Below are 21,817 nucleotides of genomic sequence, written 5' to 3' on the forward strand. Positions count from 1 at the left end.
CCATCTTTTCTTTACTATTTTACTCTGCTAATCAAGCCTTATTAGACTTATTCATTCGATTCATTTATAAGGCTTATTCACCACAGGCTTCTTTTACGAGCTCAAGCCCGCGGACAAGGGCATCTTCGATCCTGGTCGGGTCAGTCCCGCCGCCCATGGCAAGGTCCGGCTTTCCACCGCCGCCGCCACCGACAACTTTTGACATCTCACGAACCAGGGTGCCTGCGCTGACTCCGCATTCGACAGCTTTCTTGCCGGCGGATGCGACGATTTTCACACCTGAGGCGTCGCTTACAAGGATGGTGACAACGTCTTCGTTTTTCAGGAACTCGGTTGCGATTTTCTGGAGCTCTTTGGAATCGGCGCCCGGGATTGCTTTTGCAACTACCCTGAGCCCTGCAACCTCGCTCGCAGTTCCGAGCATCTGGTAGACCCGGGCACGGGCAAGTTCTTCCTTGAGCCGCTCGTTTTCTTTCTGGAGGGACTTCCATTCCCCGAAGAAGCGATCAACACTGGCAGGGAGGTGGTCTGGCGGGATGCTCAGGGTCTTTGCGGAATCGACCAGGAGGGACTCCATCTTCTGCATGGCCCGGACAGCTGCTGTTCCTGCTGCGAATTCAAGTCTCTCGACCCCGTCCTGGATGCGCTCGGTCTTCAGGATCTTGATGGGTCCGATAACACCCGTAGTGAGGCAGTGGGTCCCGGCGCAAGCTTCCACGTCGTCCCCCACTTTTACGACCCTGATCTTCTCTCCTGGGGGAACGCCACCCTGGTAGAGCCCGAAGCCGTATTCCTGTTCAGCGTCTGTCCTGGCCATCCACTCGGTGACCACACGCTTATTTTCCATGACCGTCCGGTTGGCCAGGAGTTCGATCTCCCTCAGTTCTTCGGGAGAGATGTGCTTGTAGTGGGAAAGGTCAAGCCTGGAATGGTCTTCGAACTTCTGGGCTCCTGCCTGCCAGATGTGGTTCCCGAGGACTTTCCTTGCAGCATCGTTCACAATGTGGGTTGCGGTGTGGTGCCTTGCAAGGGTCATCCTCCGCTCTTCGTCCACTTCACCCACTATCATGTCGCCTTTGCCGATATCAATTCCTTCGTCGGGCTTTTCCACGGTATGGACAATGACGCCGTTGAAGACCTGAACGTCCACCACTTTGTACACGGTATCTCCATCTGTGATGGTTCCGGTATCATAAGGCTGTCCTCCACCTTCCGCATAGAAGAAAGTGCTGTCCAGCACGAGATGGTTGTCAAAAACATCCAGAACAACAGCCTCGAACTCCATACGGGTAGGCTCGTCGTAGAAGAGGCGCTTGGTCATCGGGAGGTGCTTGAGCCGCTCAGCAAAGGGATTTTCTTCCACTACCTTTTCTTCCGCCTTGTTGTGAAGCTCACCGATAATGGAATAGAAGTTGTCCGGGAACTCCACGCCCACCCCAAGATCGGATGCGACTTCCTTTGCCATCTCAGGGGGTATCCCATGGGAATCATAGAGTTCGGTTAACTGGGACAGGGGGATCTTTTCTCCGCTCTTCTTGAAATGGCCTGCAGATTTCTGGATGATCCTGCGGCCCCTTTCCATGGTACTGTTGAACTTTTCTTCTTCTGACTCAAGGATGTCCTGGATGACCGGGAAGTTATCCCTGAACTCGGGGTACTCGGGCATGTTCTTGATGTGCATGTCCACAATTTCGGACAGCGGGGTCCTGACGTCCAGGTCCTTCATCATGCGCAGCGTCCTTCTGAGGACCAGGCGGGCAAGGTATCCACCCTTGACGTTCGAGGGGATGACTCCGTCCCCGAGCATGAAGGTCAGGCAGCGGGTATGGTCCGCGATCGAGTAGACCTTCTCCACGGGCTCCATGATGGTCGCAAGCTTGTCCACGGTCATCCCGATGTTTGAAGCCACCTGTTTCCTGAGTGCCATCAGGTTTGACTTTTCGCTCACATCCATGAGGCCTGCAAGCCTTGCGTTCTGGGCAAGAATGTTTGCATATTCCGGATCGTTGAGTTCGTGTTCGATTCCTGCAAGACCCATGAGTTCGGTTACGATTTCGGGGAAAATTGCATCATAGATGGTCGGAGAACCTTTGGACGCCCAAACAAAACGCTCAAGCCCGTATCCGGTGTCCACGATGTAGTTGTCCATCTTGGAGTAGTTCTCGCCCTTTATCGGGATGTCCCCATTCTTATCGACCTTCAGGTTCATGAACACCAGGGTTGCAAGCTCGAGCCCGTGCACGATTACTTCCACACAGGGCCCGGCGTTTCCTCCGCCTGCCCAGGGTTCTTCCTTATAGGTAACGGCAAAGGGGTCGACCTTGAGAGAGCTCAGGAGCTCGTCACAGAGTTCCAGAGTCCTGTCCTTCCAGTAAATCTCATTACCCGTGCGGTTGAAGGCATGGTGCGCCATCATTTCAAAGGTTGTAAGGTGGCGCCCGCTCCTGCCCACCGAGTCCAGGTCGTTTAAGCGGATACAGGGCTGGGAAATCGTGAGGGGATTTGCAGGAGGAGGGACCTGCCCTGAAGTGACGAAGGGCTGGAAATCGGCAATGGATGCAATGGTCAGGTAGATATCGTCTCTCCAGCGAGCAACCACCGGATAGCGTTCAACCCGGGTGTGCTCCTGGGATTCGAAGAAGGAGAGGTAATACTCGCGCATCTCTGCGACATTGAATTCCCTGGAAAAAGCCGGGGTTCCGATAAAGGAATAAGGATCGCAGGGCGCATCTCCGCATGTCTCGCGGTCAAGGTCGCGCGTCCAGAAGAATGCCCCACATTTGGAACACTGTTTCCGAACGAACCCATTATTTTTGAAAAAGTCAAGTTGATACTCGTCTTCAAGCATAATACTCACTCCGGATGCGTGGGGGTGCACTCTGCCCCGGAACAGCTGAAAATAAAAGGAAAGCAGAAAAACCCCCGCCCAACCGTTTAAAAGGATTTGACGCGTTTTAATGTGCTTTATCCGGTTATATTAATCGATTGTGTGTCAATCAAACTTGTGTTATCACAATTATATGGTGTCACAGTGTACATTAATCACAGTGTACGTTAATCACAGTGTACGTTAATCACAGTGTACGTTAATCACAGTGTACGTTAATCACAGTGTACGTTAATCACAGTATGCATTGTTGCTGCACCCAACTTAAAGTTTGGGCACCTATCTTAAATATTGTGAACTTAACCGGGTTTAATGTGCCAGATAATTTATACAATTTAAACCGCTCTTGCAGCACAAACACTTACACAACATTGAATAAATTATATAATAATGTTGCATCAAAGACAACCCGGATTTGAGGGTCCTAACCTATAAGTGTTAATTCTACACAAAAACCTTATTCTTTTTTTTAAAGATGAAAATTATTTTTTAGGCGTATGAACGGGGCTCTCCGCACAAACAACATAAGAAGGGTCTACCCGGAAAATACAAAACCCTGAATAAGGGACTACAAAACCATCAGGGCCTACAAAACCATCAGGGTCTACAAAACCTCATCATATCGCCAGATTTCATACTTTCGGGCTTACGGCCATTAACTTGCTGCCGCCTGCACTGCCCCGAACTCATTTTCGGGATAGTTACCTGTAAAGCACAACAGTCCTGCCGCGCACCTCAATCAGCGTGGAATGGCTGCGCTCCGCCAGTTCTTCAGCTATGTCTTTAAGGTCTTTTTCGGATTCCGCACTTTTGAGCACTTTTACTTTCACAAGTCTGTTAGCCTTTATGTGTTTCTTCAGTTCCTCGACTACAGAGTCGGTCACTCCGTTCTTTCCGATATTGATAATCGGGGAAAGTTTGCTGGCCTCTGATTTCAGTTTGTATAGCTTGTCTTTCTCCATTGCCCTTCCTCTCAGTTATTAATGATGAAAAGAATTACTGTTACTCTGAGTTCATTCTGCCCTCAACTCAGAGATTTTCTCTGTTCTCATCTCAGCCTCTATATCAACGTTTTCCCGATAAACCCGATGGTTTATTGAACCCCGGATCATTTGAACAGGAACTCATTCAGAGGTTTCGGATAATGGAGAACAGTTTTACAGTAGAACATATTAGAAACATTTATCAAACATATTCAAGATTATATATTAGTGTAGACTTAGTGTATAGTGTTTGTGTATAGTGTTTGTGTATATTGTTTGTGTATAGTTTGTACTGAATCAGTATATGATACTCTGGAGGAGGAGGAGAAAATATGAAATCCTGGCTTCTTGATCTCATTTTCCTGTCAGACAAAAGAACGGAATTTCTTCTCCTGTTGAAAGAAGGCCCAAAAAGCGTCGACGAAGCTCTTGAAAAAATAGAGGTCAGACGGACATCATTGCTCCCCCAGATAAAAAAACTGAAAGAACAGAACCTGATAGTACAGGAAGAAAACAAATACTCCCTTTCCCTGCAGGGAAAAATAATTGTTGAAAAGATCCACCCTCTCCTGAATACCGTCAGAGTATTCGAAAAAGATACGGAATTCTGGATGAGAAGAAGACTTGATACCATCCCTTATCCCTTTTTAAATAGAATAGAAGAAATTGGAGACTATCGACTGATTGAACCCGATCTGGGGCATGCCTTCGAACTAATCCCGGAATTTGTAGAGAATATCTCAAATTCAAACCGAGCTGTTATGTTTTTTTCATTCTTCCATCCTCAGATTCCAGAATTTTTCCTGAACCTTGCAAAAAAGGACATTGAACTTTCCCTTATCATAAACAAACCGATCCTTGAAAGACTTGAAAAAGATTTCCGGGACGAAACCGCACAAATACTGGAAAAAGAAAACACAAGTATCTTCCTTTTTAATGACGAAGAAATTGAGACCCCTGCGGCAATAGCTGCTTCGGACAAAGTAATGTTTCTCGGGTTATTTGACAGGAACAGCAGATTTGACCGCCAGTATATAATAAATTCCAAACCTGAAGCCCTGCAGTGGGGAAAAGACCTTTTTTCATATTACGCAAAAATATCCGACAAACTTGAGTCAATATAAAAAGATGTGAAAAGAAATAAAAAACAAAAAGAGATAAAAAACGGGCTTAAGTCATCCCATTCACATCCCACTCACATCCCACCCATCGTCCCACTCAAAACTTGGATAGCCGACATTTTTTCAGATGACTGACATCCTGGCACATTGTACGCGGCACATATGGCAGCTTACATACATTTTCAGGAGATTTGCCTAATGTTACCTAACACTGGCCAATATATAGTCACGCCTTCATTTGATGCGACATAAATTGCTTTATTACAAATCGTTTTTTGTAGCATTAATTACGCTCGTGACTATACATCGCATCTACATCATATATATGCCAGTTTACATACGTTTCCGGAACATTGCCCAGGCCACCTCAAGAGAAACTTGTTTCAAAAGATTTCGAAATCTTTATGATATACATTAAATATCTGTAAAATAGATAGTGCATGCAGGAACCCCGGCATGCAAACGCCTATTTTAAATCCACTAAAAACTTAAAATAAGCTCGAAAACCCTGCTGGCGACCTGAAATGAACCCCGGTCTACTTGATCTGATCTTATTTTCCGAGAAAAGAAAAGCATTTCTGCTACTCTTGAAAGAGGGACCCAGAAATATTGATGAAATCCTGAAAGAGCTTCCGGATGTACCCAGGACATCCCTGCTCCCCCAGATAAAGAAATTGAAGGAGCAGAACCTGGTAATTCAGGAAGAGGGGATTTACCACCTTACAAATGTGGGTGAGATTATCGTCGAAAAGATGCAGCCTCTCCTGAATACTCTTAATGTGTTCGAAAAGAATGAAGAATTCTGGACAGATAGAAAGCTCGCCCCAATCCCGGCTCATCTCTTGAGAAGAATTAATGAGATAGGGAACTACTCCCTGATCGAACCCGACCTGAGTCATGCTTTTGAACTGAACCCCGAATTCGTGAAGCAAGTTTCAAACTCAAACAGCCTCTACATGTTCCTTTCCTATTTCCACCCCCAACTTCCTTCTTTTTTCAAGGACCTCACCGAAAAAGGGATTGAACTCTCCGTTGTCCTGAACGAATCCGTGCACTCAAGATTTGCAGAGGATTTCAAAAAAGAGGTGGAAGAATTTCTGAAAACGGGACACGCCAGAGTTTTTAAATATGACAAAAATGAGATCGAAAGCCCCGCATTAATTGCAGTATCGGACAAAATAATGATCCTGGGACTGTTCAACGAAAGCGGAAGATTCGACCGCCAGTACATAATAAGCTTTGAACCCGGTGCCATAAAATGGGGAGAGGAACTCTTCAGATATTATATGGAAATTGCAAGCGAGGTCAAAACCCTGTAAGAAAACATGTAAGAAAATCTGAGAGATGTAGAGTAGCCGGATGATTCTTTTTTAGACATATTAATGGAACTATCCTGAGAGCCATGTTCCCTGCAATTGAGACTGTTTTTTCAAGTTTTTAATAGATATTATTAACAGCGCCAATCTTAAATATTAGGTTGCCCTAAATCCGAATAGGAACAAAAGTTAGGCTGACCTAAATAATGAAGGAGAATCATGAAACTACCATTGATATGTCCTAAAAAAGATTGCTGCTGCCGGAACGCAGGATGTGAACCGGGAAACGCACTCCCGAAAATCGTCCTGGTCGGAAACCCGAACGTGGGAAAAAGTAGCCTCTTCAACTCCCTTTCCGAAAGTTACGCCGTGGTCTCCAACTACCCTGGCACATCCGTGGAAATCACCCGGGGGAAGGGGGGGATAGGAAACGGGGAGTATGAAATTATCGATACCCCTGGAATGTATTCCCTGCATCCCATAAGCGAAGAAGAGCGAGTCTCGCAGCGGATGCTCTTAGGGGAAAAACCCTATGTATGCCTCCATGTGGTGGACGCCCGAAACCTAAGGCGCATGCTTCCCTTGACAGTGCAGCTTCTCGAAGCCGGGCTCCCCCTGATCCTGGTCCTGAACATGATGGATGAGGCAGAAGATAGGGGGATTGAAATTGACAGGACAAAACTCAGCCGGATACTCGGAGTCCCCGTGATCGGCACGGTCTCCAGTGAAGGGAGAGGCATTGAGGAGCTTAAAACCGAAATTGCGGATTTCAAATCTTCCGAAAACGTGCCGAAAATAGAGTACGGAAAAAACATTGACCCATACCTTGAGGAAATTGAAAAAAGACTGGAAGAGGAAGGGGATCCCGGGATCTCAAAACGAGCCTTCGCCCTCCTGCTGCTCCAGGAAGACCTTACAGCCCTTGAAAAAGTGAGCGAAAAAGAGGAAAATGGCAGCTGCGGATGTGAAAACAGGAGTTCTTGCGGACTCAGGTCCATAGCAGGAGAAGCCTCAAAGCAGGCAGATTCCCCCCTTGCATACCTGATCACCCTGAAGCGCCAGGCCTACGTAAACGAGATCGTGGAACAGGTTATGCCTTATACAGATTCAGAGGAGACAGAAGGCCCGGGCAGAAGGAAAGAAAAGTCCGAAGTTGCGGCAAGGAAAGCAAAGGTCGGGGCAAAAAAAATCGCTCTTGCCGAGAACATTGACAGCATACTCACCCACCCGGTCCTGGGCATCCCGGTACTTTTCCTGATCCTGTACTTCGGGTTCTACCGTTTCGTCGGGGTCTTTGCGGCCGGAACCGTGGTTGACTTCCTGGAAAATACGGTATTTGGTGCCCACATAAACCCCTGGGTAAGCGCCCAGTTCACCGCACTTGTGCCCTACCCGCTGCTGCAGGACCTCTTTGTGGGGGAATACGGAATCATTACCCAGGCAGTGACCTATGCTATTGCCCTCATCCTTCCGATCGTGGGGGCTTTTTTCCTTGTGTTTTCAATTATTGAAGACACGGGATACCTCCCGCGGCTGGCCCTCCTCGTGGACGGCATGTTCAAGAAAATAGGGCTCAGTGGAAGGGCGGTGATCCCAATGGTCCTGGGCTTTGGCTGTTCCACCATGGCCACGATGGTCACGCGGACCCTGGAAACCAGAAGGGAGAAACTAATTTCAACCGTCCTGCTCGCCCTGGCAATCCCCTGCTCGGCCCAGCTCGGGATCATCCTCTCAATCCTCTCCGGAAACCCAAAAGGACTGCTGATCTGGGCAGGCGTGATCATTCTGGAGTTTCTCTTCATAGGTTACCTAGCTGCAAAAGTCCTGCCTGGCAGAAATCCCACTTTCATCCTCGAGCTCCCCCCTCTCAGGAGGCCCAGGCTATCTAGCATAGCCGTGAAGACCTACTCCAGGATGCACTGGTACTTCCTGGAAGTCCTGCCCCTGTTTGTCCTGGCAAGCGTCCTGATCTGGATCGGCAGGCTTACAGGGCTCTTTGAACTTGCCCTGAAAGCCATGGAATATCCCACACAATGGATCGGCCTGCCCGCTGACGCAGCAACGGTCTTCCTTTTCGGCTTTTTCAGGCGGGATTTCGGGGCAGCCGGGCTCTACGGGATGCATGATTCGGGATTACTAACAGGCGTGCAGCTTGTGGTGGCGGCAGTCACCCTGACCCTCTTCATGCCCTGCATTGCCCAGTTCATGATGACCGTAAAAGAAAGGGGGCTGAAAACCGCCCTTGCAATCTCGGGCTTCATCTTCCCTTCGGCTTTCCTTGTCGGCTTTATTGTAAGCAACATGCTAGGTGCCCTGGGGGTGGTCCTGTGAACTGCCCCCTCTGCGGTTACAAGTTTTCAAAAGCCAGAGAAACGAAATGTACCGGCTGCGGGAAACTTCACAGCTGCAACAAGCAGTGCTGCCCCAGCTGCGGGTATGAGCTTGTCAAAGAAACAAAGGTAATAAAACTCATAAGGAGCCTGTTCAAATGAAAACTAAAAGTGCACTTATTTCCCCCGTGGAAAGTTTCAGGATGAAAACCGGAAACACCCCTCTCTCCTCAATGGAACCTGCAAAAAGAGGCAAAATCTCCCACCTGGAAACGAAAAACCCGGGAATTTTGCAAAAACTGATGGCAATGGGAGTCCTGCCCGGAATGCCCGTAACCCTGCTCCGGCGCACGCCCTCTTTCCTCTTTGAAGTAGACCAGACCCGGTACGCCGTGGACAGGGAAATAGCGGACCATATTTTTGTAAGCTGCTGACACGAAAAAAAGAAAGAAGGGAAAAAGGAAGAAGAAAAGGAAGAAGAAAAGGAAGAAGAAAAGGAAGAAGAAAAGGAAGAAGAAAAGGAAGAAGAAAAGGAAGAAGAAAAGGAGGAGAAAGAAAGGGCGGAAGAATTATTCTCCCACATGCCTGACAATATGTCCGGCTTCCGGGACAATGATCCCTGAGAGAGCCAGTTTCACGGCATTGGGAGAACCCGGGAGGCAGAATACCGCTTTTCCCCGGATAACCCCTGCAGAGGCCCGGGTAAGGATAACTGCAGTCCCGATCTCTTCGAGACTTTTGTACCTGAAAAGTTCCCCGAAACCAGGGATATCCTTTTCGAAAAGAGGTGAGATGGATTCGATTGTCACGTCTCCTGAGGTCAGGCCCGTACCCCCGCTGGTGATCACGATGTCTACAGGGCTGGAAAGGGCGGAGTTTACGGCTCCTGAGATCGCGTGTTCCTCATCGGGGACAAGCCTGTAGAAAGCCACGGCATGGCCACTCGCACTGAGGAGGTCATACATTGCCTTCCCGGAGAGGTCCTCAGCCTCTTCAGGAGACCCAACGTTTCCGAATTTTTCAGCTCTTGAAGTCGAAATCGTGATTATTGCGAAAGAATAAGACTTTCCTGTATCTCTTTTGTGAATTTCGGGTGTTGATCCTTTCATTCGAATCCAAGCCTCCATATTCAAACTGTTTCTAGTAAATCCATTAATCCGAATTTTCAATTCAAATTTTTTAATCCAGATTCTTTACAGTGCAGCAAATCGTCCCATTTTCCGGTTTATCCCGCTTATGCGCCCTATACTTTAATAATTTATCAGCCCCATTGCTCAGGTATGCGTATACTTGCAGCGGACATAGGAACGGGAACGCAGGACATCCTGCTTTTCGATTCCGAAAAAGAGATGGAAAACAGCCTGCTCATGGTCATGCCCTCCCCGACACAGGTCATTGCGGAAAAAGTTATGGAAGCAACGCAAACCGGAAAGGACATAGTATTTACCGGGACCATCATGGGCGGAGGGCCTTCGGGAAGGGCTGTAAAGGCTCACCTGCAGGCAGGTTTTCTGGTATATGCAACAGAGAGGGCTGCCCTGACGATCCACGACAACCTTGAGAAAGTGAAAGCTTTCGGGGTCCGGATAGTTTCCGAAGAGGAGGCAAAAGAACTCACCGCCTCCGGGAGTGCTGTAGAAATCGTCATGCGGGATTTTGACCCTGAAGCGGTCTCGAAAGCCCTGTCAGGCTTTGGGGTTACGGTTCCGGAAAAACTCGCAGTGGCAGTGCAGGACCACGGGAACGCCCCTGATAAAAGTAACAGGGTGTACCGCTTTGAACTGTTCAGGGAATTCATCGAGAAGGGAGGGGAACTTGAGTGCTTCGTGTACATGGCAGAGGAAATCCCACCGGCCTTCACCCGCATGAAAGCCCAGGCTGACTCCCTCTTGAAAACAACCCTGAGAGCAGAGGGTGCCCCGGAAATTAAGGCTGTATTCATGGACACCGGGCCTGCAGCGATTTTTGGGGCACTCACGGACCCTGTAGCCAGGCAGCCCTCAATTGTGGTGAACATCGGAAACGGACACACTCTCGGAGCCCTCGTGCTTGAGAACAGGATTACTGCCCTCTTCGAACACCACAGTTCCCGCATGAACCCTGAAAAATTGCAGGATTACATAATCAGGCTTGCCGATGGGAGCCTTGGTTTTGACGAGGTCTTTGAAGATGGGGGGCACGGAGCGTACATAAAGGAAGCCACGGGCTTTTCCAGCGTCCGTTCGGTCGTGGTTACGGGGCCGAAGCGGGGAATGCTCGAAAAACTTCCCGAAAAAGAAATCCGGCCTGAGATTCTGGAAAAGCTGCATTTTGCAGCACCTTTCGGGAGCATGATGCTCTCGGGCTGTTTCGGGTTACTTGCAGGATTTTTTAAGAAATACCCGGAAACATCAATAAAACTTATAAACCCCTAAGTACTAGGGAGTAAGTCACCTAAGCCCGGAATATATAAAAATTCAGGGGCAAATGTCAGGTCCGGAACCCCCGTAGGGCCCGGGAAAACAAAGGGCGAAAAGGAAACTTTCTGACATGACCGGGCGGAGAACCGGTTACAGATAAATGTAAATACAGGCAAGTATCTCTATATGCACATCTCTCCATGCCTGTATGCGCATCCCATATGTGCGCACTCTACGCCGGACGGTTCTTTGCAGGCATTATACAAATAATCCTAATTGTAGCAATTGCAAACTATTCCGTTGCAAAAAATTACAATCAAAATCAATTAAAATTAGAATCAATTACAATCAAAATCATCATCTTTCAGGAGATTTAAGCTAATGGTAAGAAAGCCAGCAAGTATGTACAGGAACGTAAAGCAGCGCTCCTTTACCAGAAGAAAGTACATGGGCGGTGTCCCCGGAAGTCAGGTTATTCACTACGACATGGGAAACAAGTCAAACACCGATTTCCCGGTAAGGATTTCCCTGGTCTCAGAAGAGAAATGCCAGATCAGGCACACTGCTCTTGAAGCAGCCCGTATCACTGCAAACAGGCACCTGGTCTCAGCAGTCGGAAGGCTGGGTTACTACATGAAGCTCCGGGTTTACCCCCACGAAGTACTCAGGGAAAACAAGCAGGCAACAGGCGCTGGTGCTGACCGTGTGTCCAGTGGAATGCGTGGAGCATACGGGAAGAACGTCGGGACCGCAGCAAGGGTAAGTTCCATGCAGAAGATCTTCACCGTGGCTGTGGAGAAGGAAAACTTCGAGGCCGCAAAAGACGCACTCTGGCATGCAGGCCAGAAACTTCCGACTCCTGTCAGGATCGTCGTCGACAAGGGCGCCGAACTGATCCAGTAAGTGGATTTCAGGTTATAAAGCACCCGAAAATGGAATTTCAAATGACCGAAGGAGCAGTTGAAAACTGCAAACAGATAAGGAAGTATAAACATGTATGATTACGAAGAGCTCCTGGACCGTGCGATTGCCAAGTTACCGGATATCGAGACCACCGACGCTCGATTCGTAATCCCCGAACCTAGAACCTTTTCCGAAGGTAAAGCCACGATCCTGGACAACTTTGGAAACATTGCCGATATCCTGAACCGGGACCCTGACCACCTTATGAAATACCTTACAAGGGAACTGGGAACCGCAGGAAAGATCGAAGGCTCCCGTGCAGTCTTCCAGGGCAGGTTCACAAGGACCCAGCTTGCGGATAACATCCAGGCTTACGTGGACGAGTACGTCATGTGCTCGGAATGCGGACGTCCTGACACCCAGCTCGTCCGGGTGGACCGGGTACTCATCCTGAAGTGTTCCGCATGCGGTGCCCACAGGCCTGTCAAAAAGAGAAAGATTACCCAGACCGAAGTAAGGGAAGCAATCGAGGAAGGGGGAGTCTACGAATTCAGGATCGATGCAGTGGGTTCCAAAGGCGACGGGATCGCAAAGGTGGACAGGTACACAATTTTCGTACCCGGTGCCTCAAAAGGCGATGTGGTCAAGGTAAAGATCAAGAAAATCAGCGGAAACCTCGCCTTCTCCGAGAGGGCTTGAGGTTTAGCATTTCTTTACGGGAACTTTCGGGAAAGAGATTTCCGGGCAACCGGACTACGGAAAGTTCTCGCAAAAACTTCTTTTTAGATTCTTGAAATCCGGCTGGTTTTTAAATCCGGGGATTAGACTTAAGCATCTTAATTTTATTTTTAAAAGAGATTGATTTTAACGAGATTGATTTTAACGAGATTGATTTTAACGAGATTGATTTCAGATTCTACACAAATTTCAGATTCTACACAAAATATCCGGTAGGAGAAAAACACCAGGCCTGCCAGATCAGGATTTGTGATTAAAAATGACTCCTGAGAAAAACAACACAGAGGAAATTAGTGGAGTGGAAATTCCTGCCAATGGAAAATCCATTGAAATCCTCTCGGTCCCCGGGCTCCGGGTCAACCTTCAACATGCAAAGAACCCTCTCAGAGGAGATTTCCTGGAACTTACTGCCAGCGGGACCCTGAAAGCCGCATGTTCCCCTATCCTCAAGAAAATCAACTCCCGCCTGCGAGAGGAAAAGCCCGCTCTTGTCAGGGAAGACCACGTAATCGCCTCAGCCTGGCTGCCCCCGATTCCTGGCCCTGCGTTCAAAAGGCTGCTCTATGCCGAGATGCAGATCGCTATCGGGAAATACATCCCGGAAACCGTTTCCATCGAGCTGACCCGCCAGAACAGTGCAAGGTATTCCCCGGGAACTAATGAGGACGAACTGGATATCGGAACCCTCAAAAGAGTGATCGACGAAGCCCTTGACCTTGGCACGTTCATCATCACGTTTACGGAAAACGACCCCCTGCTCAGGGAGGAGGTCTTCGAGCTTATCGAGTACGTGGACAAAAAACGCGCAATCGTGAATAGTTCCACCTGGGGAACAGACTTTTCAAAAGAAACCGCCCGCCACCTGAAAGATGCCGGACTCCATGCCCTGATGGTTGGGGTCTACTCCACGGACCCGGCAAAACACGACGCTACCAGGAAAGCCAGTGGGGCGTACGAAAGGGCAGTATCGGCCATCAAAACGGCTCTTGACACCGAACTCATGGTCGCCATGACAACGCACGCTTCTCCCTCAAACATGCAGGAGCTTCCGGCCCTCTATGCCCTTGCATCGGAACTCGGGGTGCAGGAATTCTCGGTCTGGGAAGCCATGCCAAAAGCCGGAGAAAATGCAGGAGAAAAACCCCTTGTTTCCGACGAGAACAGGAGAGCCATCCTTGAGATGTACGAGCGGATCAATGCCAGCCCGAAAGGTCCCCGGATGTTTGCAAACACCTACTTTGAGGGGCAAATGCTGGGTGCCATGGCAGGCAGGCGCTGGATGCATGTCACTGCAGACGGAGATGTAAAGCCGAGTCCGTACCCTCCATTTAAGTTCGGAAACGTCAAAGAAGAACCTTTGAAAGACATCTGGCAGAGGATCAGGAGCTACCCTTATTTCCAGAGGCAAAAGAACTTAAGCCCCATGCACGACCCGGAATTCCTGGAATTTGTTGACAGGATCCCTGCCGGAGCAAAGCTTCCTTATGAGTTTGAAAAAGTTTACAGGCGTTAAACGTTTTCGGGGACTGCCCGACCATCCTTTTTTTAAAAGAGTCTTTGTGCTCCCGATGCCCTCCGACTTTACCGGGTTCATCCGAATTTATCAGAATTTACCGGTTTCATCCGAATTTATCAGAATTTACCGGTTTCATCCGAATTTATCAGAATTTACCGGTTTCATCCGAATTTATCAGAATTTACCGGTTTCATATGGATTTTCCTTCCTTGAGGCAGGAGCTTCGTTTCCAATGTGTATTCCGGTGCCAGGTTATCCGGAGATAAACATTTACATATGAGCAGGTATTTTTAAAGAGCGTTTCAATTGAAACATGAATTTACATCCTAATTGAAATTCAGAAGAAATAAACTAATTAAGATTCAGCAAGAAAAAGCTGGCTGCCCTGAGGCAACTGATTCAGGAAACCAGCATCCACTGAGGGACTTTATGGATACGAAACTTGACCCCTGGAGTTCAAACGACATTACTGACTATTCCAAGTTATTCGAAGAATTCGGGATTTCCCCCTTCGAGACCGTGCTTCCGGAAATCCCTTCCCCGCACATGTATATGCGGAGAAAAGTCATCTTCGGGCACCGCGACTACGAACAGATTGCACAGGCTATGCGGACAGGTGCCCCATTTTCGGTCATGGACGGCTTTATGCCCTCGGGCAAGGTCCACCTGGGACACAAGATGGTCATGGACCAGATAGTCTGGCACCAGGAACAGGGCGCAGATGCCTTTGTCGGGATCGCGGACAGGGAAGCGTATTCCGTGCGCGGTTTTTCCTGGCAGAAGTGCAGGGATATAGGGGTCGAAGAATATATCCTGAGCCTGATCGCCCTCGGATTCAAGCCTGACGGCCTTATCTACTTCCAGTCCGGGTGCGAAAGTGTCAAGGACCTGGCATTCGAACTCGGCTCAAAGGTCAATTTTTCGGAACTGAGCGCTATCTACGGTTTTTCAGGGGAAACAAACCTCTCCCACATGCTCAGCGTGGCAACCCAGGCTGCAGACATCCTCCAGCCCGAGCTCGAAGAGTTTGGAGGCCCTAAACCCGTGGTCGTACCCGTGGGCCCGGACCAGGACCCCCACCTCAGGCTAACCAGGGGCCTGGCAGGCAAGATGAACATGTTCAGGATTGAGGAGCGGGAAGACAGTAAGACCGGCAGGCCGTACCTGAGCGTCCGGGGAAAAGCCGCTTCAAAAGAAGCTCTGAAAGAGCTAAAGAAACGCATCCCTGGAAAGGTTAAACTCTATGAAGCGCACGTTGATGTGCTCGAATTTTCCAACCGGGCAGGGCTTGAGGAAATCGTTCGGAACGTAGCCCTGGAATTCGGAGGCTATGCCTTTATACCCCCAGCTTCCACCTACCACCGTTTCATGAGCGGGCTGCAGGGCGGGAAGATGTCGAGCAGCATCCCGGAGAGTCACATCGCCCTCACGGACGCCCCGAAGGATGGGGCAAAGAAAGTCAAGCGGGCAAAAACCGGCGGCTGCGTAACCCTTGAAGAGCAGAAGAAACTGGGCGGGAAACCCGACGAGTGCTCGGTCTTCGAACTGATGCTCTTCCACCTGCTCGAAGACGACAAAGAGCTGCTGGAGATCAGGGAAGAATGCCTCTCAGGGGAGCGGATGTGCGGCTCTTGTAAACAGCTGGCTTCCGAACTCATGCACGACTTCCTCAAAGAGCACCAGGAAAAGCGGGAACTTGCCCGGGAACAGCTCGATGAGTACGGGATAATGTACAAAAAATAAAACTACTGGATTATACTATACATATCAGGATTTAAACTAAGGATTTAAACTATGGTCCCGGACGTAAATATTTACACTTACTTTATAACCACGGAAGACACAGAAAACACGGAAGAATTGTGCCCCTATTTCCTTTATTCCGTGTTTTCCGTGCTTTCTGTGGTTAAACTTTCACTTGAGATTTGTGAAGGAATTCGGGTCCTTGACTATAAAGATTTAAACTAAAGATTTACTCAGGATTTATTCAAGATTATATCAGGATGTGATCAAAACATGAGTGCCCAGGACAATCTCACAATCAACGAGAAGAAGGTCTTACTCGCCCTCCAGGAACTCGGGTCCGCTGCTCCCGGGGAACTGGAAGAAAAATCAGGGCTGCAGGTAGATGCAGCAATGCAGGCGGCCTTCCTGCTCGAGGAAAAGGGACTTGCATCCGTTTCCGAAAAAGTGCTCGAGCGCTATGCCCTTACCGGGGAAGGAGAGACTTACGTCGAAACCGGGCTTCCGGAACGCCAGATAGTCGACTCCCTCAAAAGCCCGACCCCCCTTGACGAGTTAAAGAGCCGCTTTTCCCCGAAAATGGTGGGAATCGCAACAGGCTGGCTTGTTAGGAAAGGCTGGGCAAAGATCGAAGAAGGCGTAATGGTCCCTTCAGGGAAAGCCCCTGCCGGAAAGGACGAAGCCATCCTTGCCGCCTTCGGAGGCGAAGCAAAGACCCTTGAGGAACTTTCAGCCGACGCAAAGGTAGTAAAGGACCTTCTCAAGAGGAAAATCGTCACAAAGCACGAAGAAAAGTTCCGGACCGTTGCAATCACGGATGCCGGCACTGCCCTTGCGGCAGAAGGCCTTGTCCTGGAAGAGGAAATCGCCCAGATCACATCCGACTTACTCAAGAGCGGGGCCTGGAAAGGCAAGAAATTCAGACCTTACAGGCTTGACATAAAACCAAAACCCCTCTACGGGGCCAAGGTCCACCCCTACCGCCGCCTTATCGAGCAGATGCGGCAGATCTTCCTGGAAATGGGCTTTACCGAGATCAAGGGAGATGTAATCCAGAGCTCCTTCTGGAACTTCGATGCCCTCTTCCAGCCTCAGGACCACCCCGCCCGGGACATGCAGGACACCTTCCACCTGGGCAGCAAGACCCCACTCCCTTCCGAATATGCCGACAAGGTAGGGGAAATGCACGAATGCGGAGGGGACATCGACTCCTGCGGCTGGAAGGGAAAATGGGACAGGGAACTTCCAAAAAAGAACGTGCTCAGGACCCACACGACCGCAGTCACCATCAAGTACCTGGCAGACAACCCCGAACCTCCCGTGAAAGCCTTCTGCATTGACCGGGCCTACCGCAGGGAGACCATCGACCCAACCCATACCCCCGAGTTCGAACAGCTCGAAGGCGTGGTCATGGACAAAGACATGTCCTTTGCCGACCTCCTGGGCCTGCTTGCCGAATTCTACCACAGGATGGGCTTCGAAGAAGTCCGCTTCCGCCCCGGCTACTTCCCCTACACCGAACCCAGTGTCGAACCCGAAGTCTACGTGGACGGCCTCGGCTGGGTGGAACTCGGAGGCGCCGGTGTCTTCAGGAAAGAAGTCACAGAACCCTTCGGGATCAAGGAACCCGTCCTTGCCTGGGGGCTCGGGGTCAGCAGGGTAGCCATGCTGAAACTGGGACTCAAGGACCTGCGGCTGCTCTACCAGTCCGACCTCGACTGGCTCAGGAAGAGCGAAGTCTGCAGGATCTGAAGACAGACTCCAATCCTAAAAACAAAGTTCAAATCAAACGTCAAACCAAACTTCAAATAAAACTCGCCTGCCCCTTATAGCAGGCAAATTTTTCTTTTTTGATACAGACAAAAAATCCGTAATCTATCCTTCAATTAACCCTTGAAACCCTTTTTTGACTTGCTTTTCAGGTACCGGCACTCTCACCGGTCACCTGCGACCGGCCTTTTCCAAAAAGGACATTTGAATAACTAAAAAGTATATCCCAGTGACTGAAAGAGGGCATTCAAATGATCAAAAAGTGTATCCCAGTGACTGAAGAAGGGTATTCAGATGACTAAAAAATGCACCCCAATGACTGGAGAAGGGGATTCGGATAATCAAAAAGTATAGCCAGATAACTGAAGAGGGGGATTCGGAAAATCTAAAAATTTAACCTGAAAGAGACTCCCCGGATCTGATGAAAAAAATGATCCAACGAAGTGTCCTGAGGATCAAGGAGTGAATTACCTTCCGGGCAAATTGCCTTTCAGGTAAACTGTTATCTGGGGAAAACGAGAAATATTAGCTGATGAAGGGGGAAAAGGGGAAGATTCCTGAGGACACGCAGGAAAAGGTCTTGGAGAACACTTTAGAGGAAAACATAGAGAAGGACCCTGAAGGCATTCCGAAAACCCCTACCGGGGAAAAAGTATCCCTACTCCCTCTCCTGACGGTCAACTTCATAGGGACACTGGGGTTCAGCATCGTTTTGCCCTTCCTTGTATTCCTCGTTGAAAGGCTCGGGGGAAACGCCTTCATTTACGGACTTGTCAGCTCAATGTACCCTGCCTTCCAGCTGATCGGGGCTCCGATCCTTGGCAGGTGGTCCGACATCTACGGGAGGAAAAAAGTCCTGCTTTTGAGCCAGGTGGGAACCCTGCTGTCCTGGATAATCTTCCTCGCCGCCCTCTTTTTGCCGCTTACCACTCTTCTGGAAGTGGATTCGGAGATTCTGGGGGCTTTTGTCTTAACCCTGCCCCTTGCAGTGCTTTTTCTTGCCAGGGCTTTTGACGGGCTTACCGGGGGAAACGTCTCTGTTGCCAATGCCTACCTTGCAGACGTAACCGAAGAAAAGGACCGGAACCGGAACTTCGGGAAAATGTCCATTTCCAGCAATCTGGGCTTCATCGTAGGGCCCGCCCTTGCAGGGCTTTTGAGCGTTACAATGTATGGGGAAATAATGCCGGTGCTTGGAGCCGTAATCATTTCCATTATCGGGACCCTGCTGATAGTCTTCTACGTCCCGGAATCCAGGGAATGTTCCCTTGCCGGCCCGGGGGAACCGAAGAGCGAGAGAACAAAAAGCGTAAGAAAGGCCTTCGGATATCAGATAAAGGAATGCGGCACCGCCCGGAAAATTAAAAAACCGGGATTCAGGGAAGTCCTCAGGCTTCCTCACATCCCCTACATGATGGGGCTTTACTTCCTGATCTTTCTCGGGTTCAACCTCTTCTACACAGCATTTCCCCTGCACGCAATTACAGTCCTGGACTGGGACATTGCGGAAATGGGAATATACTTTACGGTCCTCAGCGCTCTGCTTGTGTTTGTGCAGGGACCTGTGCTTTCCAGGGCTTCGAAAAGGTATTCCGACGCCACCCTCATAATCTTCGGAAGCCTGATGCTGGGCACGAACTTTATGCTGCTGATTCCCGGAAACCTCTTCCTGACCTATCTTGCAGCCGGGTTTTTTGCCCTGGGAGACGGGCTCATGTGGCCCTCCTTCCTCTCCATGATTTCAAAACTTGCAGGAAGACAGTACCAGGGAACCGTACAGGGTTTTGCAAGCAGTTTCGGAAGCCTTGCCAGCATAACAGGGCTAATCCTGGGAGGGCTTTTATACGAAATGCTCGCAGGAACTTCCTTTTTGATCGCAGCCCTGATCATTTATTTCGTGTTTTTGCTCACCTTCAGGTTGCGGATCTTTGAAAAAAGCCTCAGGACTTAACACGGGAAGAAGACTTTGAACCTGCAATAAGTTCAAAATAGTTCGTAATTTTAGGCAAACTTTTATGTTTTTAACACAAAGAATTGCAAATAGAAACACAAAGAAACACAGAGGCTTAATATGAATAACCTTACAAAAGTGCTCATAGCTCTCTTTCTAATAATAATCTCCGCAGGAATAATCCTGGTAGGTATTAATTATGTCTCTTTTAATTCTTACCATGACGGCGGGTATGCTGAGCAGGAAGTAACTGTTTGGGGAGACGAACCCCTCGATGCATTCGTAAGCGAATCCGAAAACTATGAAAACCACTTCGTATTCAGCTATATCCCGAGAGACCCGAATGCAACCCTTGACTGTTACATGACTTACGAATTCAAGCAGGACGGGAACACTCAGGAAAGTGCAGATAAAAAGCTTTACGAAGGAGTTACGGCATCAGACCCAATCGTGCTCGAATTTCCGAGAGAGAAGGGTTCCGAATACGAACTGGATGTCACGATAGAAGATACCGGTGGAGCCATCCTGCACAAAAGTGGGATGACAATCTATCCCTCAACACATGGGAACTAAAGCGGAACATGAGGAAAAAACGAAAATATAAAAAAAATAAAATATTTATTCAAATAAAGGACGCCGAAAAATGTTCGAGAATATCCCCCTCAATTTAGTCATTGTCTTCCTCGGCTTCGGACTCATGTACCTGGTCTCTCTGGCCCTCTGGGTCTGGACTCTGGCCGACTGCCTAAAAAAAGAAACCGATGAAGGGAATACACGGCTGATATGGGTAATAGTTATTGTTTTTACCTACATTATAGGAGCATTTCTTTACTACCTCATCCAGCGGCCAAAAAGGATTAAGGAGCTTGGGAGATAAAATATCTAAAAGAGCTTCATACAAAAAATACATATGGAGTATAATTCTAAGAATACAACTATGTTTGATTATGAAAAAAGATTGTGCTCAGACACAAAATACTTTTTTCTAAATTTTATCTGGATACGTGGAGTGCTTTGTGTACTTCTATATGCAATAAAATCCCTGAATTCCACCACCTATGGAGATAATATTGAGGTAATGACTAACTCAATAATATCAGTAATATATGAGGGAGTAGAAATTATACTTAATCTTGCTATTCCTATACCATTTGTAAAATTCAGCTTAGACAAGGCAGAATTTGGATTTGATTTTGTAGCAGGGATCATATTTTTAATAGCATTTGGGATAGCTTCATACTTATACCAAAAGCGGAAGCAATCTTATGGGTGGAACTGTTATTAATATCCAAAGTGCTACATCTTTAAACGCTTACATGTCTCATGATATTGAATTACGCGCTTAATTCAGTATGGTCACAGATTAATCCTACACTCGACCCTGAGACACAATAAAGATGTAAATGCTGTTAGAAGAATCCGATGTTGTAGAAAAATACCCCCAAGGTCCGAGAATATTTTCCTTTGTCCCGGAAAACGTTTTTCAACCCATCTTTATAAGCGCCTCCGCCAGCTTGGCTGGCGGCGTCTCACAAAAAGAAATAAAAAAATAGCTTAAAAAGAATATTTTACAGGTTTTATTTGATTCTGCTTCTGTTTTGTTTGCACACTTGCCGGTTTTTGTGGCTGCTTTTACTTTTTGCCTTTTCTCTATTTAATCTAGAAAAACCGAGCGCCTTCGGCGCTCGGGGATAAAACAGATATTAATGTAAAATATGTTCTATCCCAAAAGCATTCCACTTTTTTAATTTATTTTATTGCAATTATATATCGGATACATTCAACTCACAATTATACTTCAATTTCAAGTTTGCTTCATATTATACTTGCCATTTAAAGAAATGTTTAAATATCAACAGCTAACGGTCTAATTGTTATATCCCCACTCAAATTATAAATCCTCTTGCCATCGTCATTCCTAATAATTGGCCTGACAGGCACAAGAAGTGTACAGCTTAGCACTTGAAATCAAAATATGTGCCAGTGTGACGATAGATGCAATGGGTCTTCGCTGTTATGAAGGTACTGAAAATAATTGATTAGTTATGAAGTAGCCAAACCAAAGATAGAAAAATCAAGCTTGAATATGATTTTCGACTGCAAACATTTCTAAATTTTATACATGTTACTTCGACATTTGGGAAATGAACGTAAGCCACC

Annotated in this window: 18 protein-coding genes; 15 read left to right on the forward strand and 3 right to left on the reverse strand. The window is 48.1% G+C overall.

Annotated elements, in window-relative coordinates; all coding sequences use genetic code 11:
- Positions 1–73 precede the first annotated feature (73 nt).
- Both alaS and MSMTP_RS16895 read right to left on the reverse strand, forming a co-directional pair.
- On the reverse strand, positions 74–2,848 hold the full coding sequence (gene alaS / locus MSMTP_RS16890) for an alanine--tRNA ligase (RefSeq protein ID WP_048181906.1): 2,775 nt from the start codon (positions 2,846–2,848) through the stop codon (positions 74–76).
- Positions 2,849–3,588: 740 nt separating this feature from the next.
- Entirely contained in the window at positions 3,589–3,849 is a 261-nt protein-coding gene (locus MSMTP_RS16895; RefSeq protein ID WP_048181908.1) for a YhbY family RNA-binding protein, read from the reverse strand.
- 353 nt (positions 3,850–4,202) lie between these two features.
- Between MSMTP_RS16895 and MSMTP_RS16900 the strand changes: the two genes are divergently transcribed.
- The 5 genes from MSMTP_RS16900 (at position 4,203) to MSMTP_RS16915 (ending at position 9,071) form a co-directional block, all read left to right on the forward strand.
- Positions 4,203–4,994, forward strand: coding sequence for a winged helix-turn-helix domain-containing protein (locus MSMTP_RS16900; RefSeq protein ID WP_048181911.1), 792 nt, complete (start codon positions 4,203–4,205; stop codon positions 4,992–4,994).
- Positions 4,995–5,515: 521 nt separating this feature from the next.
- The gene (locus MSMTP_RS16905; protein ID WP_048181914.1) at positions 5,516–6,310 is read left to right on the forward strand and encodes a winged helix-turn-helix domain-containing protein; all 795 of its coding nucleotides are present in this window, start codon (positions 5,516–5,518) and stop codon (positions 6,308–6,310) included.
- A 216-nt stretch (positions 6,311–6,526) separates the two neighbouring features.
- Positions 6,527–8,638 (forward strand): ferrous iron transport protein B, encoded by a 2,112-nt coding sequence (feoB, locus tag MSMTP_RS16910; protein WP_052718446.1) that lies wholly within the window; start codon positions 6,527–6,529, stop codon positions 8,636–8,638.
- On the forward strand, positions 8,635–8,799 hold the full coding sequence (locus MSMTP_RS19785) for a hypothetical protein (protein WP_197076108.1): 165 nt from the start codon (positions 8,635–8,637) through the stop codon (positions 8,797–8,799). The genes feoB and MSMTP_RS19785 overlap by 4 nt, the downstream gene beginning before the upstream one ends.
- On the forward strand, positions 8,796–9,071 hold the full coding sequence (locus MSMTP_RS16915) for a FeoA family protein (RefSeq protein ID WP_052718447.1): 276 nt from the start codon (positions 8,796–8,798) through the stop codon (positions 9,069–9,071). Before MSMTP_RS19785 ends, MSMTP_RS16915 begins: the two co-directional genes overlap by 4 nt.
- A 135-nt stretch (positions 9,072–9,206) precedes the next feature.
- Here the strand turns inward: MSMTP_RS16915 and MSMTP_RS16920 are convergent, their stop codons facing one another.
- Positions 9,207–9,746 carry a molybdenum cofactor biosynthesis protein B gene (locus MSMTP_RS16920; protein ID WP_048181917.1) on the reverse strand — a complete coding sequence of 180 codons (540 nt, stop codon included), beginning with the start codon at positions 9,744–9,746 and terminating at the stop codon, positions 9,207–9,209.
- Between the two features lie 171 nt (positions 9,747–9,917).
- Between MSMTP_RS16920 and MSMTP_RS16925 the strand changes: the two genes are divergently transcribed.
- From MSMTP_RS16925 to MSMTP_RS16970, 10 genes are all read left to right on the forward strand, one after another.
- Positions 9,918–11,051, forward strand: coding sequence for a DUF1786 domain-containing protein (locus MSMTP_RS16925; protein WP_048181921.1), 1,134 nt, complete (start codon positions 9,918–9,920; stop codon positions 11,049–11,051).
- Between the two features lie 366 nt (positions 11,052–11,417).
- Entirely contained in the window at positions 11,418–11,939 is a 522-nt protein-coding gene (locus MSMTP_RS16930; RefSeq protein WP_048181924.1) for a 50S ribosomal protein L16, read from the forward strand.
- A 90-nt stretch (positions 11,940–12,029) separates the two neighbouring features.
- A complete protein-coding gene (locus MSMTP_RS16935; RefSeq protein WP_048181927.1) occupies positions 12,030–12,638 on the forward strand; it encodes a translation initiation factor IF-2 subunit beta in 609 nt (202 codons plus the stop codon).
- Positions 12,639–12,936: 298 nt separating this feature from the next.
- Complete coding sequence (locus MSMTP_RS16940) at positions 12,937–14,190, forward strand: radical SAM protein (RefSeq protein ID WP_048181930.1); 1,254 nt, start codon at positions 12,937–12,939, stop codon at positions 14,188–14,190.
- A gap of 432 nt (positions 14,191–14,622) precedes the next feature.
- Positions 14,623–15,936: a tryptophan--tRNA ligase gene (locus tag MSMTP_RS16945; protein WP_197076109.1), complete on the forward strand. Its 1,314-nt coding sequence runs from the start codon at positions 14,623–14,625 to the stop codon at positions 15,934–15,936.
- 273 nt (positions 15,937–16,209) lie between these two features.
- Positions 16,210–17,688 (forward strand): phenylalanine--tRNA ligase subunit alpha, encoded by a 1,479-nt coding sequence (locus MSMTP_RS16950; protein WP_048181933.1) that lies wholly within the window; start codon positions 16,210–16,212, stop codon positions 17,686–17,688.
- A 550-nt stretch (positions 17,689–18,238) separates the two neighbouring features.
- Positions 18,239–19,657 (forward strand): MFS transporter, encoded by a 1,419-nt coding sequence (locus MSMTP_RS16955; protein WP_082090673.1) that lies wholly within the window; start codon positions 18,239–18,241, stop codon positions 19,655–19,657.
- Between the two features lie 120 nt (positions 19,658–19,777).
- Complete coding sequence (locus MSMTP_RS16960; RefSeq protein WP_048181936.1) at positions 19,778–20,230, forward strand: hypothetical protein; 453 nt, start codon at positions 19,778–19,780, stop codon at positions 20,228–20,230.
- 70 nt (positions 20,231–20,300) lie between these two features.
- Positions 20,301–20,534 carry a PLD nuclease N-terminal domain-containing protein gene (locus MSMTP_RS16965; RefSeq protein WP_048181939.1) on the forward strand — a complete coding sequence of 78 codons (234 nt, stop codon included), beginning with the start codon at positions 20,301–20,303 and terminating at the stop codon, positions 20,532–20,534.
- A 60-nt stretch (positions 20,535–20,594) separates the two neighbouring features.
- Positions 20,595–20,942, forward strand: coding sequence for a hypothetical protein (locus MSMTP_RS16970; protein ID WP_048181942.1), 348 nt, complete (start codon positions 20,595–20,597; stop codon positions 20,940–20,942).
- Positions 20,943–21,817 lie beyond the last annotated feature (875 nt).

The organism is Methanosarcina sp. MTP4, assembly GCF_000970045.1.
Classification (GTDB): Archaea; Halobacteriota; Methanosarcinia; order Methanosarcinales; family Methanosarcinaceae; genus MTP4.

Bases quoted from the DNA above. Each gene is read 5' to 3' on its own strand.
- alaS (WP_048181906.1), bottom strand. From the start codon at position 2,848: ATGCTTGAAGACGAGTATCAACTTGACTTTTTCAAAAATAATGGGTTC.
- MSMTP_RS16895 (WP_048181908.1), bottom strand. From the start codon at position 3,849: ATGGAGAAAGACAAGCTATACAAACTGAAATCAGAGGCCAGCAAACTT.
- MSMTP_RS16900 (WP_048181911.1), top strand. From the start codon at position 4,203: ATGAAATCCTGGCTTCTTGATCTCATTTTCCTGTCAGACAAAAGAACG.
- MSMTP_RS16905 (WP_048181914.1), top strand. From the start codon at position 5,516: ATGAACCCCGGTCTACTTGATCTGATCTTATTTTCCGAGAAAAGAAAA.
- feoB (WP_052718446.1), top strand. From the start codon at position 6,527: ATGAAACTACCATTGATATGTCCTAAAAAAGATTGCTGCTGCCGGAAC.
- MSMTP_RS16915 (WP_052718447.1), top strand. From the start codon at position 8,796: ATGAAAACTAAAAGTGCACTTATTTCCCCCGTGGAAAGTTTCAGGATG.
- MSMTP_RS16920 (WP_048181917.1), bottom strand. From the start codon at position 9,746: ATGAAAGGATCAACACCCGAAATTCACAAAAGAGATACAGGAAAGTCT.
- MSMTP_RS16925 (WP_048181921.1), top strand. From the start codon at position 9,918: ATGCGTATACTTGCAGCGGACATAGGAACGGGAACGCAGGACATCCTG.
- MSMTP_RS16930 (WP_048181924.1), top strand. From the start codon at position 11,418: ATGGTAAGAAAGCCAGCAAGTATGTACAGGAACGTAAAGCAGCGCTCC.
- MSMTP_RS16935 (WP_048181927.1), top strand. From the start codon at position 12,030: ATGTATGATTACGAAGAGCTCCTGGACCGTGCGATTGCCAAGTTACCG.
- MSMTP_RS16940 (WP_048181930.1), top strand. From the start codon at position 12,937: ATGACTCCTGAGAAAAACAACACAGAGGAAATTAGTGGAGTGGAAATT.
- MSMTP_RS16945 (WP_197076109.1), top strand. From the start codon at position 14,623: ATGGATACGAAACTTGACCCCTGGAGTTCAAACGACATTACTGACTAT.
- MSMTP_RS16950 (WP_048181933.1), top strand. From the start codon at position 16,210: ATGAGTGCCCAGGACAATCTCACAATCAACGAGAAGAAGGTCTTACTC.
- MSMTP_RS16955 (WP_082090673.1), top strand. From the start codon at position 18,239: ATGAAGGGGGAAAAGGGGAAGATTCCTGAGGACACGCAGGAAAAGGTC.
- MSMTP_RS16960 (WP_048181936.1), top strand. From the start codon at position 19,778: ATGAATAACCTTACAAAAGTGCTCATAGCTCTCTTTCTAATAATAATC.
- MSMTP_RS16965 (WP_048181939.1), top strand. From the start codon at position 20,301: ATGTTCGAGAATATCCCCCTCAATTTAGTCATTGTCTTCCTCGGCTTC.
- MSMTP_RS16970 (WP_048181942.1), top strand. From the start codon at position 20,595: ATGTTTGATTATGAAAAAAGATTGTGCTCAGACACAAAATACTTTTTT.